The sequence below is a fragment of the Pumilibacter intestinalis genome (genome assembly GCF_943193005.1).
GTDB lineage: Bacteria > Bacillota > Clostridia > Christensenellales > Pumilibacteraceae > Pumilibacter > Pumilibacter intestinalis.
In genome coordinates this window covers 100,144-117,229 of sequence record NZ_CALPCH010000002.1, presented here as the reverse complement: position 1 = coordinate 117,229, position 17,086 = coordinate 100,144, and the positions used below count along the sequence as shown (strand labels likewise).

6 protein-coding genes are annotated in these 17,086 nt (G+C 49.5%); all 6 read right to left on the bottom strand.

Going from position 1 to position 17,086, the window contains the following annotated elements; all coding sequences use genetic code 11:
* Positions 1 to 15: 15 nt before the first annotated feature.
* The 6 genes from NFR55_RS01535 to NFR55_RS01510 all read right to left on the bottom strand — a co-directional run bounded on the left by NFR55_RS01535 (position 16) and on the right by NFR55_RS01510 (position 17,073).
* A complete protein-coding gene (locus NFR55_RS01535) occupies positions 16 to 1,005 on the bottom strand; it encodes a nucleotidyltransferase family protein (protein WP_251545515.1) in 990 nt (329 codons plus the stop codon).
* A gap of 120 nt (positions 1,006 to 1,125) precedes the next feature.
* A complete protein-coding gene (locus NFR55_RS01530) occupies positions 1,126 to 12,924 on the bottom strand; it encodes a glycine-rich protein (RefSeq protein ID WP_251545513.1) in 11,799 nt (3,932 codons plus the stop codon).
* A gap of 717 nt (positions 12,925 to 13,641) precedes the next feature.
* Positions 13,642 to 14,061, bottom strand: coding sequence for a hypothetical protein (locus NFR55_RS01525; RefSeq protein ID WP_251545510.1), 420 nt, complete (start codon positions 14,059 to 14,061; stop codon positions 13,642 to 13,644).
* A 47-nt stretch (positions 14,062 to 14,108) separates the two neighbouring features.
* Positions 14,109 to 14,654: a hypothetical protein gene (locus tag NFR55_RS01520; protein ID WP_251545509.1), complete on the bottom strand. Its 546-nt coding sequence runs from the start codon at positions 14,652 to 14,654 to the stop codon at positions 14,109 to 14,111.
* Positions 14,655 to 15,121: 467 nt separating this feature from the next.
* Positions 15,122 to 16,330: a hypothetical protein gene (locus tag NFR55_RS01515; RefSeq protein WP_251545507.1), complete on the bottom strand. Its 1,209-nt coding sequence runs from the start codon at positions 16,328 to 16,330 to the stop codon at positions 15,122 to 15,124.
* Positions 16,321 to 17,073 carry an acyl-[acyl-carrier-protein] thioesterase gene (locus NFR55_RS01510; protein WP_251545505.1) on the bottom strand — a complete coding sequence of 251 codons (753 nt, stop codon included), beginning with the start codon at positions 17,071 to 17,073 and terminating at the stop codon, positions 16,321 to 16,323. Before NFR55_RS01510 ends, NFR55_RS01515 begins: the two co-directional genes overlap by 10 nt.
* Between the last annotated feature and the right edge of the window lie 13 nt (positions 17,074 to 17,086).

Genomic DNA, 17,086 nt, shown 5'->3' with positions numbered 1-17,086 from the left:
ACAATCTATGCGGTTTTATGAAAAATTTTTGTAAATTTCGGGAGAATTGCGAAATTTTTCCGCGTCGGGCGCAAGTATTCGCATTGTAAAGTCGTCGCCTATTATTTCTCCGAAGTGCCGCCCTCTCACGGTTACTCCGGACATAACCACGCAGTCGCATATATCCGCGTCGGAAGCCACGGCGGAGTCCGCGCCTATAACGCAGTGCGAAATTCGCCCCGCAACCAATGAGGAATAAGCCGCCAAAGAAAAATCGTCGCCGCCGAGCTTATGTGAAACGGTTCGGCGGGAGTTAAACGGCGATGCGAAAAAGCCGCCGCGCATCATCTTGAAATTCGCCTCGTAATACGATTGCGGCGAACCCACGTCCGACCAAAATCCGTCGTGATAATATGCGTTTATCTGCCTCATTTGTACAAGCTCGGGAAACAAATCGCGGGCGAAATCGTATTTAACGCCCTTAGGAACGTAACGCAATACGGAGCTGTCGAAAATATACACGCCGCAATTCACCACTCCGTCGGCATCGGCGTTTTCGGGTTTTTCGGTGAATCCCGTAACAGTGCCGAACGAGTCGTATTCCACCAACCCGAAAGCTCGCGGGTCGGGCACGCGGGTAACGGCAATCGTTGCCGCCTTGCCGCTACGCACATGAGATAAAAGCATAGCCGCGTAATCTATGTTTTCGAGCGCGTCGCCGCTCACAACGATAAATCTATCGTCTACCAACTCCCGAGCCTCTCGCACCCCTCCGGCGGTGCCAAGCGGCACGTTTTCTATTATGTTGTGAGTTTTAATGCCGCCATAGCCCTCTTCCCACGCGGCAACCTGCTCGGGAAAATAACCGAGCGTGAAAATCATATCTTTTATACCCGCGCTGTATAAATGCGACACCGCGTAGTCTATCATGGGCGCGTTAGCCACGGGAAGCATGGGTTTGGGGACGGTGTCGGTAAGCGGCTTTAATCGGCTTCCGAAGCCGCCCGCCAAAATAACTGCGTTCACAAAATACCTCTTTTCTTTTTACTTTAGTATTTGCTCCGCGCAATATTTTATCCCGCGAAAAACTACGAAAAAAGGAACCGATTAAGGTTCCTTTCTCTGTGAGTTTACATTTTTTACCGATTATAAGTCGTCGTCGTTAAATCCGCCGTCTGCGGGAGGAGTCTGACCTGCGCCGGGCTGAGCGGAATTTTGCATTCCGGGGTTAAGCCCTATCGCCGCGTTGGGGTCGGGTCCGCCCTGACCGCTACCGAGCATCAAACCGGGTTGCTGCTGCACGTTAGGCGTGGGAGGCAAATATCCGTATGCCTGATAAGACGTGGGAGAAGGTCCTGCGGCAAGTTTGAGCATCTGCTCTTCGAGTTCCATTTCGGATACGAGCAACGCTTCGATTTCGGCGCGCATCTTCTTCTTTTTGCGTACTGCCGCTATAATCAGAATGAGTATGAACAACAGCAAGAGCACAGCCGCCGCTATAATAATGAAGATAAGCGGATTTTCCTGAATGCGAGCCACAATTCCTATAAAGAAATTGGGAGCGGGCAAATCTTTATTGCCTATCTTGAAGCGATAAGTGTATTCGTCCACCGCGTCTTTAACTGTACAGGTTATTTCGGTATCGCCGCGGCTCTTGAACTCGAATACAAACTTGTTGTTCATGGTATCGGCAATAACGTCTATGAGCGTAGACTTTTTACTCGAAGCCGAAACAAGCTGTAGTTCGTCGCCCTCATTATCGGCAAATATATCGTATACGCTTACTTCCCAGTTGCCCGAGTCGTTAAGATATCCTTTCTCTATATACGCTATACCTTCGCCGTACTTATTGTTGCTCGAGCCGAACGTTCTGAAATACGGTCTTAAGTTATCGAGTACGGTTATGTTAAAGTCTATGGTGTACTCTTTTGCACTCGCACCTACCACAACGGTTGCAACAGCAGGTATGGGAGTAGTTCCCGTCTTGGTGTTGCCTTTAACCATGTAAACGCCGTCTTCCTTAGACTCGTAGATTTCAACTGCGGATTGCGAACCTTTGGCTCTAACCGCTTTAACGGTAAGCCCTTCGCCCGCGTCGCCGAATATATCGTTCGCCGTAACCGCTTTGCTCCTCTTCCAGTAAACTTCGAATTCGAAAACATCAAGGTCGTTGGGGTCTTTGGTTACCTGTATTCTGAACTCGACAATTATAGATACGCTGTCGGCACGGTCTACGTTGCCGCCGTCGGTTACGGTAAGGCGAATCGTTTCTTTGCCGTACTGACCAGGTATGGGAGCAATAGTGAACGACTGACCGAACGAGGTAACGAAATTCACAAGTTGCTGTTCTTGTTCAACCGTGCTTCCGTCGTCGACGTCGGGCTCTATAGGAACAGAACCGGGGTCTAATTGCACGTCGGCTATGGCATAGTTGGTAATGCGAAGGTATGTTCCGTTAAACTGAGCGCCGTCTCCGCTCGTTTCGTCGTCGCTATGAGCTCTGTTGTCGTCGGGGTTGTTGTCGCGCACAAAGTCTCTGATATTGAACTGCGTGGGCGTAAACGCCTTGCCGTCGTTCAAATCGCCTTTAGTGCCGCCCGCAAGAATAATTCTGCCGTTGGCTTCGCCTGTTTTTATAAGGTCTATAGGTGCGGAGTTGCCCACAACGAGTTTAATGGTAAGCGTGCCGGTAGTCGCGCCCGCAGAGTCGCGAACTTTGAGCACCAACGTAGCCGTTCCGCCGCGGTTGTAAGTGTTCACCTTAAACACTATAGCGGTGTTGTTATCGTTGAATACGCTCACGTGGAAATCTTTATCTTTCACCGTAGAGCTGTCGCCCGTAACGCCGAATTGCGTGTTATGCAACCAAAGAGTGCTCGCGCTCTTCTTGTTTATCATGCTCATATCGGCGGTATTGCTTACGCCCGCGTCTATAAACTCGAAACGCTCCGCGCTCGTGATGCCGTCGTAATCGGCGTCGTCGATTAGGTCGTCAATCGCAATGGTAACCTCGCCGTTGCGCGAAATAAACCGATTATTGTCGTTGTCGAGATTGAGCGTGAGAGTAAGCTCGGCATCCGTCGAAAATTCTCCTTTGGTGTAAGACGTTCCCTTGCTATTGTCGTTGTAAATAGATTTGATATCTTCTTCCGACTTAAACACGGGCGTACTGTTCTGAATGCCCAAAGTAAGCGTGGTTGTTGCGCGTTCGTTGGAATAAGCGTCTTTCGCCGAAACCTCGATTTCGAGATAAACGGTACGGTCTTCCGCGCCGGGCACTACCACTTTGTTTTGAATGGCAAGCCTTATTGCGGGAAGCAACGCCGAATTGGAAACGGTCGTGCCGTCCGCGCCGTAAATGTTGTAGCGGTAGTTCTCGCTCTTCACGGTGTACGCGGCAGCCGCGGCGGCTTTAACGTCGGCGGACTCCACGTTCACCTGACGCGATTTGGTTTCGCCGTCTTCGGTGTAATACTCGTAGGTATACACTCTCACCAACTTTTGGTCAACGTAGCTGAGTACGTCGCCGTCGGGGTCAACAAACAACGCTTCGTCAAACTCCGAAATACTGTTGTAAATCGGATAAATCCATTCGTTGTGGCGTTTGCCTTCAACCGAAAGATAAGCGCGGTAGTTGTCTGCCGTGGATGCGGTAGCGTCGTTGCCGGCAATGTGTTTGCCCACGTTTTTATCGGTGTTGCCAACCGCTTTGGGAGAAGAGTTGAGCACGCTTACAGCCGCAAACACGTTAGCGTTGTATGCGGGCGGCTGAGAACCGTCGGGAGTGAAGCCTACGGTTGCGCCGTCACGGCTCACATATTTCTCCACCGCTATGCAAAGTCTGAAACCGTTGCGGTTGCTGTCGCCCACAACCTGCCTGATATCGTTGGTGGCGCGGTTGGGCGTGAGATACATTTCCTTTCCGTCTTCGGAGAACTCTATACTCGAAAGATAATTTTGTATAATATCGGAATGTATATACCTGGAATCGAACGCAGTTGTCGTCTTGGTAAACGACCAATTGTTATTAGAGTCTTCCGTTTCGCTAATCTTGTATTCCGCAACAAGCAGATTATCGTCGGCTCTGAAATCGGACATAGAGTAGCTTTCGATTATCTTGTTTTCGTCCCCATCGTAAACAAACGAGTTGTTATCATCCACTTTGTAATGGGTAAGCGTATAAACCTTTACCGAATACATGGTGTTGGAAGCCGCGGCGTCTTTATCGGTAAAGAGTCCGCCCTCGGCAGCCGTGGAGGTAACGAGCTTAACGGTCTGCCTTCCCTTAGAAAGCGAAACGCCAGTTACATTGATATCTTTGCTGTTGGCTACTTTTTCCACGCCCGACGGGTAAACGTATACGCGTAACTTAATGAGCACGGCATGATTTATATCGGCATAGTACGGGTCGCCGATGTAGAACTCTATTTCACTGTAGAGCTTGTCGTCGCCTTTGCCGTTGTGGTAGTTATCCGCCGAAACGGTAAACATCACGCTTGAGTTAGTTACGGTAGAGCCGCCGTTGGAATAAGTTAGCGACACATATCTCGAACTCGTAATAATTTCGCCTTGCTTGAAATCGCTGTCGGTAATCTTAAACGGATTTGTTCCGCTTCTCGGCAACAGCGGCAATATAGCGTTGTCGCCTTTGTCGATATCGTTCGCAAAATCGCGAGTACGCAAAGTCACTTTTTCGCCCACGTTAAGGCGCAAGCTGTAAGTATAGCCGGCAGTGCTGCCTTGCTGTTCTGCTCTCACGTGGTCGAGTCTGCCTCTCATTTCGGGATTGCTCGTAGCAAGAGCCGAACCGAGTTTCACCGACGAAGGATTGGCCTCGCTCGCGGCAGTGATGGCTTCGGGCTTGGTAGACTCAACGGTGATGTTAAACGTGTACGTAACGCTCAAGGTGGGCGCACCCGCCTTATTTACGCCGTCGAGAACGGTAACGGATATGGTAGCGTTTTGCACCGCACCAACGGCGGTAAACATAATCGCAGTTGCCGCACCCTGACCGTCGGGTTCTTCCTCGTAAGGAACGATATTGAGAGGTTGCGCCATTATAACGTCGTTGATGTTGCTTACGCCGGGCGCGTTAATGGTGTAGCCGCCTATACGCAAAGTCCAGGGAGCGTCGTCTTTGGCTATAGCCATGTAACCCATGTTGTTGGGATACGCGCTTTCGGGCGTAAACTTGTCGGTAGCGTCGCCTATTTTATTATTGGGCAAATATACGCCTGCGCCGTCGTCTCTGTAGTCGTAGAAACGCCAAGGCTGATACGAGCCGTGAAGATTGTGGCTGGCAGAGTCGTCGGTACTGTCTTTGAGCGTGGTGTAATAAGTTCCGCACGAAGCCGTTACGTTGCCACCCGTAGGCGGGGTTTTAACTGTCTGCGATACGCCCCTACCTTCGAGGAACTCTTCGTAAGTGGTGGTGTAAAGCGTAAAGTACTGACCTGTGCGCATGGTTATGTTGCGCACGTTGGTAGCGTTACTGCTGAGCGTGGGAGCCGCGTTTGTAATGCGCACGCCTATATAGCATACTACGGTAGCGCCGTACTTATCGGTAAACGTAAGCTGTATGCGGGCGGCTATGCCGGTTACGGCTTCCACAGCCGCAGCACGGTTTTTAACGGTTATTTTAATTCCCGTACCTGTCGCAACGCATTCTATCGCACCGTTGGGATTTTTATCGTCGTATTGGTTCGCGCCTCCGCCGGCAGTAACTCCCGTAATTCCCATAAACTTTATGCCCACAAGCAGAGGGTCACCGTCTTTGGTTTCGAGCAGGGTGCCGTCTCCGTCAACAAGTTGCCGCAAATAGTCGCCGGTATCAACCACTATGGGCGAGTCGTTGGCTTCAACATCCGCTTTATTCATGTATACATACGTTCCGGAGCCGTCGTCGCGGGCTACGGGTATCATATCCGAATCCACGAAAATATCGGTAAAGTCGTAAGATACGCTTCTGCCTTTCACGAGCGAAATTTCACGCGCGTTGTTTTCCTGAGAACCGCCGTACTTTATATCGTAAAGACTGCTGAGCTTAGGTGCAGAATTCTTTATTTCCACCTCGATAGTAACCACATCAAAACTCGACTCGGTAAAATCGGTGGTGTTGGCAGCGTAACCTACGGTCATTCTATCGTAGATTATTACTTGATAAGGATAGTAAATACGCAATACATTACCGTCATTATCGAAATCCACTTTGAGATTACGCTCTTTAGCTTGAGCTTCCACTCGCGCCTTAAAATCGGCTACGCTTTCATTACTGCCTTTTGCGGCATAATCGAACGTAGTCATTCTCACGGGCGAAATGGAAATGCGCTGGCTGTCCATACCCGAAGGCGAAACCGTAAAGTAATTTATATAATACGGATTTATCTTAACCTCGAGACTAGTATCCGGATTTTTAGTACCGGTTTGGAAGAATACCAACTTATCGCCCGATATTCCCAAATCTTGAATGCGTGCGGCATCCGACTGTTCAATGCCCAAATACTTTGCAAGTTTATTTCTTAAATCCGCATCCGCCGCCGCCCTCTTTTTGATATAATCCAACTGCTCTGCCGTAAAGCGGTTTTCCATGGGCTTTTGCTGTGTTATATTGTTAAATCCTGCAATTTGCGGAATTTGGTTGGAGTAATGACCCGACATAGAACTCGAAAGGAAATACATATCTTCCCTATACGTTACATTCGCGGGATTATATAAGTTCGTACCGTCATGCTGGTCTAACGTAGGGTCGCCCACAATCATAGTAGTGCCCGTCAATGCCGTTCCGTCAAGTTTTGAATTTGTGGTAAGCAAAACGCCCTTAGCGCCTTGTTGCGCAGACGTAGGTTCTATACGGTAAGTATTCGCCGATACTTGATTGTCTCCGGTAAGCGTAAGCGCAGAGTTGGCTACGGTAAGAGGAACAGTAACGGATATAGCCTTATCGGTCTCGTTAACGTAGTTTTTGTTATTATAACGCCACAGCGAAATGTTGATTGTAAGCGTAAGATTACCCACGCTACGCACGGACGCTTTAGTGATTTTGAGACCGTATCTGTCTTCAAAGAAATACGAGCCATCATGGTCATCGTCTATTACCGGAAGCGACTCCCACTTGTCGGCATTACTATCCGAAAGAGCAAACCGCTGCTGACCGAACAAATAGTTATTGGTAACGTGTTTTTTGGTGGAATCGCCGTATGTGTCCGAATTTTTAATATCGGTTTCGTTGAAAATAGTCGAGAACGTTACATACGGGTTTTTGTTAAGATTTGCTCCGCTCCAAGTATTGTAACCGTCGGAAAGCGTTATTGCCGCAAATTCATCGGTAGGACGTGCCGCAATTCCGCCGCCGTCGCCGTCATCGGCTATGGGGAATTTCCCGATATTGTACCAAGCAAACACGCTTTGCCCCGTACGCATAGAACTGCTTACAATATCCTGAGGCCAAGCAAAATAGCTGAGCGGAACGCCTACGCCGTTTTCGTTTGTAGGAACCAAAATCCCGTCATATTTGAATGATTCGCTGTTAGCCGCGGCAAAAGCGTCGGGGTCAACTTGTGAAAATTCTTTATTTTCAAATCCCCATACGTTGTTCTTGCTTTCATTCGTGTTCGCCCATTTCGTAAAGTTATTATAGAGTCCTTTGGGGCGTTTACCGATACTTACGCCGAAGAAACCGTCATTATTGTGCAGTCCCGTATTGAAAGTATTCGGAGCGTAAACTTTTTTACCGCCTACATCGGTTAAAACACGCACGCCTTCGTAAAGGTTGTTGGGATTATTTCCGAACCCGTCTACTCTGTCTCCGCCAAGATTAGAGAAACCGCCCGTAGTGCCTTTATTGTATGTTGTATCGTTACCGGCAACCGCATTTTCTTTAGGCAATTTCACAGCTACGTTCGCGTCGCGCAGTCTTATGCGCACGTCGAAAGTATTGGGCAAGGTATCTATGAAATTGAATGCTATTACCCAATTCGTAGCGTTATTGGCGGCTTGAGCGTCAGTATTTTTATCTATACGAACGCCCGCTTCGGTAAAGAACTCGATTTGAACATAGTTATTTGCATCATAAAACTCCGTAAGACCTTGATTGTCATATATAGGAGTAACAAATACCGCGGCATTGCGAGTTCTGTCTTCATCGAGCAACTGTACGCCGTTCTTAAAATCATTTTTTACGTTAAATCCCGGAGCTATGGCAGCGTCGCCGTCGTATGCCGCGCCCCACAAAGCAAGCCCCTGCCCGGCGTCTACGTCATTTGCAATAACGCGCACTTGCGACGGCGAATACGTAAACGTACTAAATCCGTTAACCTTGCGCACGGCGTTAACATAATAGTCCATGGCGTCCAAACTCGAAACTATATACATCGGCTTATTTACCGCCGCGTTCTGCGCCAATTCAACTCTTTGCCCGTTTTTATCCTGAGTATATAAAGTCAGACTTTTCTCGAATACGTTGGCTGCGTGCACTTGGGTAGTATCAGTTTCTTCCATCCACGAATAACGAGGCTCGTTATCGGGATTGGTTTCGAGATTTTCCATGGCGTTCGTTGCGGTAGTCATATCCGCATATTTGGGAGTGGAATTGAAAACCTCAACTTGGAATTCCACACTCTTGGATACGGTACTGCCCACAGCGTTGTCTATAATTTCAAAACGTATCCAAACGCCGCCGGGTATGCCTTGAGTGCTCGAAAGACCTTGCAAAATAAGACAGTTGCTGTTGCCCGCTCTGCTGTTGGTGCCCGCGCCGATAGTAGCGCGCACGTATACGTTGGGCACGTTGCCGTAAGCGGGGTTATCAAACGGCAAGAAATCACCGCTTTCGTCGTGAATACCCACCTCGATACCGCTGCTCACACTGTAAAACTGTATAGCGTCGCCGTCGGGGTCGTAGAATAAATCCTCGAGCGTAAACTCGCGAATGTTATAAGTTGTATCGTTTACCTCGAAATACCTTGTACCGAATGTATCGAGTTTGGTGCTTTCGCCCAAGCCCGTCATGGAGCTGTTAACGGCTTCTATATCGGTAGACGCAGTGAGTCTGAACGGCATTTTGTAGCCGCCGTCATAAGTTACGTCTCCCTTATCGTCAAACTCTTGGTAATTCCCGAAAAGTTCCTCGCGAATGTTGGGTAACGAGTTAAGCACGAATACGCGAATTTCAGCCGTAGCCGAGCCGCCGTCGGACGTGGTAATCGTATAGTTAAACGATACGTATCCGTTAGACGGAGTTTTACGCGTTGCCGTTATAACGAAATGCTCGGAAGCCTCTTTGCCTGCGGTCGTGTTTTCGTCTACATACTCTCTGCTAATGTAAATATCGCCGCCGAAAATCTGAGGAGTTTTGTTCGATACGGTAAGTTTTTTAAGCGAAACCTCGTCGAGAGCCGCAGAGTCCGGAGTCGTGCCGGCGTTAACCGCTATCTTTTTATTGATACCGCGCATCATTTCGGCATGACCCGCGCTACCTATAGCGGTATTGTAAAACTGCGGGTCTATATTTGTGATTTTACCGTTGTTTACCGCAAAAGTATCCGTATCGTAGAACAAATCGTACGGCGTAATGGCAATGCTCTCTCCCACATACAAACGGACGTTAAAAGCAACCGAACCGCTCGTAGGGTCTACCTCTCTATTGGTAACGGGATATTTTACTTTACTTATAGATATTTCACCGCGGGTATCGTAGTTCTTTTTGGTTTCGTCCGAATCGCTGCGCGCGTTAGCGGTGGAAATCGTTTTGCTGTTTACCTTTACCGCAACGCGAACGTCGCTCTCCGAGCCGTGCGAGTCGCGAACGCGCACGTTAAAGCTCACGTATTGCCCCGCAGTCCACTTTTTGAGAGTAACTTTAATTCCGTCGAACATAACCAACGCACTCGCGTTGTTACCGGAAAACGAAATTATTTTTTCTTGCAAAAGGTAGTCAATCTCTTCTTTCGGCAAATCGAGCAAAATGCTCGCTTTTGCATAGAGAGGAACTCTTTCTACCGTGTAAAATTCTTTGAAACCGTTTTCTATATCTACGTTATCCGAATTTTGGGTATCGTATTTGTTTTCGTTAAACAAAATAAAGTTAGACGATTTATTGCCTAAGGTATCCTTGTTAGGAACCATAAACACGGTTTCGCGCTGAGAATGAGTGGCGGGACTTGCGCTTACCGTATTAAAAGGTCCTGTCGGAATTCCCGTTGTTCCTTTTATCTCACCACTTTTACTATCGTTCGCATAGTTGTCGGCGTCAAACGCAAACGGAATAACGTTTTTGTTACCGTTTTTCTCGAGCGCGTTAAGCCCAACTTGCGCCAAATTCTCGTTTTTACCCTGATACGTGCCGATACCGAAATAGTTGCCGTTGGCTTCCTGAACGCCGAGCGGAGTTAAATAGAACTCGTCGCCGGCGTTGCCGCTCACCGAGGGCGAGCCTGCGGCTACGGGCGCGGCGGAATTTACCTTAACGGCAATGGGATACCATATGCCGAGGTCGTTGGGATTGCCCGAGTCGGTAATTCTTACCAAAATATAGAAATGCCCGAGATTGCTCTTGCCGTTCGCGGCGCGACCGGAGGCATACATATCTCTCGAAGCCTTGTTGCCCACAAGAGATATTGTGTTTCTCGCGGAATTTACATAATATCCCACATATGCGGTATCGCTCGAACCTTGAGTTTGCGACGAAGCAAAGCTGTTATCCGCTCCGCTGCCTGTGGTTTTGTATATAAAGTTATGCGCAAAGCCTGTAGTCCGACTCGTATCTTGAGCCGTCTCGTTTATAACTTTAAGGTCGGCGGTATCGGTTAGCGAATAACTTGCTTTTGCCCCTACGTTGTAATATTTTTCCAAATCGGGGTACGGTGCAAGACTGCCCGACATGCGAGTGCCGTATTGGTTAACAAGCACGTACTCGTGGTCTGGAATAACCACGTCCGAAATAGTAAGAGTGTTGTTGTCGGGGTCGGTACAAATTTGGTTTATGCCGATTTGCGTCGTCTGACCGTGGTTAAGAGTAAATAACGTAGGATTTGCTATTACGGGTCGCGTATTATCCAACCTGTATACGATATCCACGGTTTGTTGAGTTATCATAGCCGCGCTCTTTCTGTCAAGCAGTTGCACGGTTACCGTCATTACGTAATAATACGGTCCCGCCGCCGTTCCTTGCTTGATTTGAAGCGTAATGTTACCGTATCCGCCCGTAATGTTACTCACAGCCGAACCGTTATACTGTGTAACGGTTATCGCACCGCCTTTATTTACCGTAGTATACGCGGAACTGTCGCCGCCCGGCACGGTCTGCGCCGCGCCGCTGTCTTTATCGTAACGCTTTGTGCCGTACGTAATATTAGACGATAATACCATCGCCTCGGTTGTCAAATAATGAGGGTCGTTGCCCTGAGTTTGCGAGAACAGTTGCGACACGCTTATATTCACGGGGTTTGCCGCAACGGGGTCGCGCAACCATACGGTGCGCCTGCCCGTTCCCAAAGGATTATACAAAACGCCCGCGTTAGACGCGTTTTGCGCCGTAGCGCCCGACGTGCTAAGCCCGTATTTCATAGGCGCGTCCGCCGTGTATATGGTTTTGCCCGTATCGCTTATTCCGCCGTTTACGCACTTAAAATCCACGGCAATCCAAACGTCGGAAGCCAAATATTCGTTTGTGCTTGAATTGAAATCTCTTATGTTTATATAAAACCGCTTTGTACTCGGCCACCATCTCTTTGCGCGCACGGTTATTTGGTCGGTGTTCGCGTTGGCGGTATACGTCAGCCAATAATTATTACCTGTTATAACGTCCGCTTTGGTGGCAGTGTTGGCAGCCATATAGATGCCGGTAGTGCGTATTCTGCCGCTTTCGTTGGGGTCGAGTTCCGTTACGTTCAAATGCCCTTTAGCGCCGTTTGCCGTTCCGCTCGCGCTATTTATGTTAAACTTATAATCGGCGTCGCGCTCTATGTTGAAAGTGGGAACGCTGCTTTGAGTAGGCGCGGAATTTACACGCGTGATACGGCAAAAACCGTTGCCGGCACGCGAACCCTGCGTGTGCGAAACGTTTTTCATGCCCGACTTTGTATAGCTGCTTCCGCCGCCGCCGCCGCCACCGTAGTCGCCGCCGCCGCCGCCGCCGTACCAGCCGCCGCCGCCGCCGCCGCCAGCCGCGCTCGGATGCCAACCGTTGGCATACTGCGCCTGCTGCAAGCAACCGCCGCCGCCCTGACCGAACGAACCGGGTTGAACGGTTGTGCTCCATCCGCTCGCACCGAGACCGCCCGCGCTTTGCGTTCCGCCTTTGCCGCTATAGTTATTGCCGCCGGCGCCCTGACCGCCGGTAGTGCCGCCGCCTACACCGGGTCGGGCGTTTGCCGCGTTGTTAGTGCTATATCCGCCCATAGCCCCGCCGCCGCCGGCAACTATGAGAACGTCGGCCTGATAGCTTCTATACGCGGAAAGCACGCCGCGGTTAGTTGTGGCAACGTGCGTTGCGCCGCCGCCGCCGCCCTTTTGCGCGCCGTCGCCGTTGGCGCCCGAAGCGCCGCCGCCGTTCCATCCGCCGAGCGCACGGTCGGCGTCGTTGTTTCTGCTGGAATAACTGCCGGCAGCTTTTGTTGCGCCCTGACCGCCAACCGCTATATATACGGTGGTATCGGAAGTGAAAGTCCACGTTCCGGTAACGTATCCGCCCTTACCGCCCGCAATGCTCGTATTATAAGGCGTGCCGCTTCCGCCCTGCGCGCCCCAAAGCTCGAATTTCCAAGTGCCTTTTTTAAGCGTTTTACTCTGCACTCCGCCGGTATAGTTAAATTCGTACTTGTCGTAAGTTACCGCTTCGGCTTTCAGCGGAGCGAAACTTATTATTCCGGCAACCGAAACAGCCAAAAGAGCCGCTATCATAATAGCGAGCAATATCGGCGTTAAACGCTTCTTAGCTTTCTCTACCATACTATCTCCTCTCTTGTGGAACATATAGAGTTTACATATTCACACTATATATTTTACACCACAATGTAGGAGTTGTCAACACATTTGCCCAAAAAATATGAACAAATTATGAACAAAATTTGAACTTTTTTTGAACACGCCCATTTATTGTCATTGCGAGGGTGCTTGCACTATGTCATTGCGAGGGCATTTATGCCCGCGGCAATCTCTCACGGCTAACCTGTCATTGCGAGGCACGCAGTGCCGCGGCAATCTCATACTTAAAACCCGTACAGTCGCTTTTGCTTTCCGCATGAATGGGATTGCTTCGTCGGGCTTACGCCCTCCTCGCAATGACGGGATAACTCGCGGCTAACCTGTCCTCAGCCGAGCGCACGCAGTGCGCGAACGCCACGAGCGTTAGCGAGTATTGCGAGGCACGCAGTGCCGCGGCAATCTCATGCATAAAACCCGTACAGTCGCTTTTGCTTTCCGCATGAATGGGATTGCTTCGTCGGGCTTCGCCCTCCTCGCAATGACGGGTATCTTCTCTTACTTGTCATTGCGAGGCACGCAGTGCCGCGGCAATCTCTTGCATAAAACCCGTACAGTCGCTTTTACTTTCTCATGCATGGGATTGCTTCGTCGGGCTTCGCCCTCCTCGCAATGACAATGTAGTTCGGCAATAACGTCATTGCGAGGCACGCAGTGCCGCGGCAATCTCATACTGAAGGAATTCTACCTTCCGTATGCCGAGTAAATCATGGCAATCTTTCTTATAAAATTTTTCGCGCCGAAAAAGTACTCGCCAATGTCAATCCCGTGCCTATCCAACAATTTGTCGCGCACGGCGTCTAAATTCTTCGCTATGTAATATTTGATTTGCAACGCCAAACCGTCGGCACTCGTTACGCCCGACGCAAGAGTTGCGCACTCGTCATACATCAAAAACTTTTTGGATTTCCCCACTACAACAATCAGCTTCGAAATGCAATCCAAAATATATGGAGTCGCGTCGGTAAAGCCGATTTCGAGCAAATACCTTTTCATCTCTTCGGCGTTCGGTCCGTTATATACCGAATTGTCTTCGCTTATGTGCACCCACCGAGTATACATGGGCATAATTCCTTCGTACACAAATTCGTTTTCGTTAGTCATAAGATAAATTTTATCATTATGCACAAATCGTGTCAAGGCAAAATATATCACATTTGTTCCTTTTTTAACATTTTAAGTAATTTCTCGTAGTTTTTTGCCGCAGTTTCGTCGGTAAGCACTCTATACGGCATTGCGGCGCACGACTTATCTTCCACGCTCGCGCCGCTCTCCTCTTTGGTTGCCGCGACTTCTTGGCGTTCGGACGAGAAACAGTCGCCGAAATTCACGCCGATATACGGAAAGTCCGAACTTCTGCCCGACGCGTTATCGGGCATCGAAACGGCTTTCATGCGCTCGGCGTAAGAATAGTCAATCAAAGATTTTATAGTATCGGACGGCAACGAGTTGGGAAATTTCACGCTCGTGAACTTTTCGGAATACGTTCCGAGCGCGGCATAAATCACGCCGGCATGTTCTTTTTCAAGCTCGGGGCGTCTGCCGAAAACGGTGAACACCGCGCCGCCGTCGGTTTTTTGCAAAGTTGCAAACGCTATGGCATACGCCGTATACCTTATATACCGCCAGTCTTGCACGGTTTTCTTTTTGGCGTTGGGTTTATTTAATATGTAACGCTCGAGTTCTTTTGCAGTCATGTTTTGCTCCTTTTTACATTACTTTCTCATGTTTGGGATTGCTTCGTCGGGCTTCGCCCTCCTCGCAATGACACGGTTGGGTTATCGCAATGACACGGTAGGTCGGCTATAATGTCATTGCGAGGGCATTTATGCCCGTGGCAATCTCATACATGAGAACGGAACAGTTTCTGCACTTGTTCCATGTATGGGATTGCTTCGTCGGGCTTCGCCCTCCTCGCAATGACACGGTAAAGTCGCTCGCAATGACAAGGTTGGGTTATCGCAATGACACGGTTGGTCGGCTATAATGTCATTGCGAGGGCATTTATGCCCGTGGCAATCTCATACATGAGAACGGAACAGTTTCTGCACTTGTTCCATGTTTGGGATTGCTTCGTCGGGCTTCGCCCTCCTCGCAATGACACGGTTGGGTTATCGCAATGACACGGTTGGGTTATCGCAATGACACGGTTGGGTTATCGCAATTACGATTTTATGTAGTAAAAATACTTGCCGTCTTTACGTATCGTGAGTACGTTTTCGCTCATTTCCGCACTTTCGCATTCGGCTATTATTTTCAACGCGCCGTTTCTCACGATTGTTTTTTCGCCGTCGCGGCAAATAAACAGTCCGTCCGCGTAGTCTATTTGCTCGTGTTCCACGCCCGTATATCTCCGTTCGGCGAGCGAATACACCGCGTAGCCTTTGCCGTAGCGCGGAATAACGCAATCGCCCGTTACGTATTCGTACCGCAAAGTATGAAATATCGCGCCCGTAATATCGTTAAACTCCCCGTCCATTGCCCCGTAAAAGTTATACTTTAAGTACAGTCTGTATCCGTTCGCGCTGTTGCCCGCCTTAACTGCTTTAGAGCTAAACAGTTCGTTGCCGAGCGAGTCTATCACAACCCACTCGCCGCTCGGCTTTCGGGCGGTTGCCGTGCCCTCGCAAAATCCGCTCGCTTCCGCATACTCGCCGCCTATCAGTCGCATGTTTTCTATATCCGCATATCCCACGTATCCGCTTTCGAGTTCAACGGTTACTTTGCCTTCGCTCGGCACAGCCGCGTATTTTCTTCCGCAAGCATACTGCGCGTTATAGTACAAGTCGCGTAACGTATCGCCCGCAAGTATGTAATTTTCGGAAATCAAACTCACGTTTTCTCGCGCGGGAACGGCACAAGTCAAAACTCCGCAGCTGTAAATTTCATAACGCTCCGCGTTTTCGGCAAGCACGGTTTTGCCGATTATGCGTATCTCGGAGTATGCGCACGGTAAAATTTCGTCGCCGAAAACCGTGCGAACTCCCTTCAGTCCGTTTTCCTCCGCTATATAATATGTTCCGTAAGTTTGCGTTTCGCTTAAGTCGAGCTTTGTTTCTTTGAGTTCTCCGCGAGCATTGAGAAGATACTTGCCGCTCTTTGTTTTCACAAACGCAACGCCGCCGTCGAAACTCTTTCCGAACTCGAAGCCTATTTCGGAAAGCGCGGTAAATCCTTCTATGTTTTCCGCGCCCGGTCCTACGGGGGCGTCGGGCGGCAAGTATATATCGGAGTATTTGGTATAATTATGCAGGAACAGTTCGTAGTCCGTTATCTTGTCGGCTCTTCGGTATCCGTCGCACCCGCACAACAGGCACAAGCAAAACACAGCCGCTATAAAAACAATATGGATATTTCTGTCGCCTACCGCCACAGCACCGAGGCTCGAAAGACCGGCTTATGCTTAAGCGTGCTTACGGCTTCGAAATAGGACTCGTCTCCTTTTGTTTTAACTCGCATTTCGTAGCCCTCGCCCGCTTTCATTTCGGCAAGGAAATTGAAATGAAACGCTTTTGGCTCGTGCGCGGAATAAAATTCGAAATCGCATGCGTTAACCGCCATATCGGCATAACGCGCATTGTTCATGTGCCCGTTGCGGTCAAGGTCGGTTATGTTCACTTTTCCGCTCGAACTCCATTCGATTTCGCCCTCCGCGTTTTCTATATTGGGCAACTGCGGGTTTCCGTCTTCCACCGCAAAGCGCGGGCAATAAGCGGAGTCGGGGTAGTTAAAAAGCGGCGAGCATCGCCTTATTGCTTTGCTTGCCATATCGAGCACGCACCAGCGAGAAGTGCCGCGAATAAGGCTGTTACCCTTAGTATCCGTAACATAGTAATCGCGGAACGCGTCCACAAGACCGGGTTTGTGCGGAAAGGTTGTGAGTATCACTTCTTCGCCGAGTTTGGGCTGTTTGTCTATAACCGCGCTTAAGCGGTTGAGAACCCAGCACAGATTGCCCTCTTTCATCTTGTGATACCCTATGCCTATTTCGTCGGCGTGCACGGTGGCGAGGTCTTGAAAATACTCGAGTATCGCGCTCGGCTTTATTCTTTCGGCAAAGTCGAACTCGTCTACCGCCGTTACGATTTTGTAGCTGTGACTCAAAAATTCGTTCATAATTTAACTCTCC

Bases quoted from the DNA above. Each gene is read 5' to 3' on its own strand.
- NFR55_RS01530 (WP_251545513.1), bottom strand. From the start codon at position 12,924: ATGGTAGAGAAAGCTAAGAAGCGTTTAACGCCGATATTGCTCGCTATT.
- NFR55_RS01510 (WP_251545505.1), bottom strand. From the start codon at position 17,073: ATGAACGAATTTTTGAGTCACAGCTACAAAATCGTAACGGCGGTAGAC.
- NFR55_RS01520 (WP_251545509.1), bottom strand. From the start codon at position 14,654: ATGACTGCAAAAGAACTCGAGCGTTACATATTAAATAAACCCAACGCC.
- NFR55_RS01525 (WP_251545510.1), bottom strand. From the start codon at position 14,061: ATGACTAACGAAAACGAATTTGTGTACGAAGGAATTATGCCCATGTAT.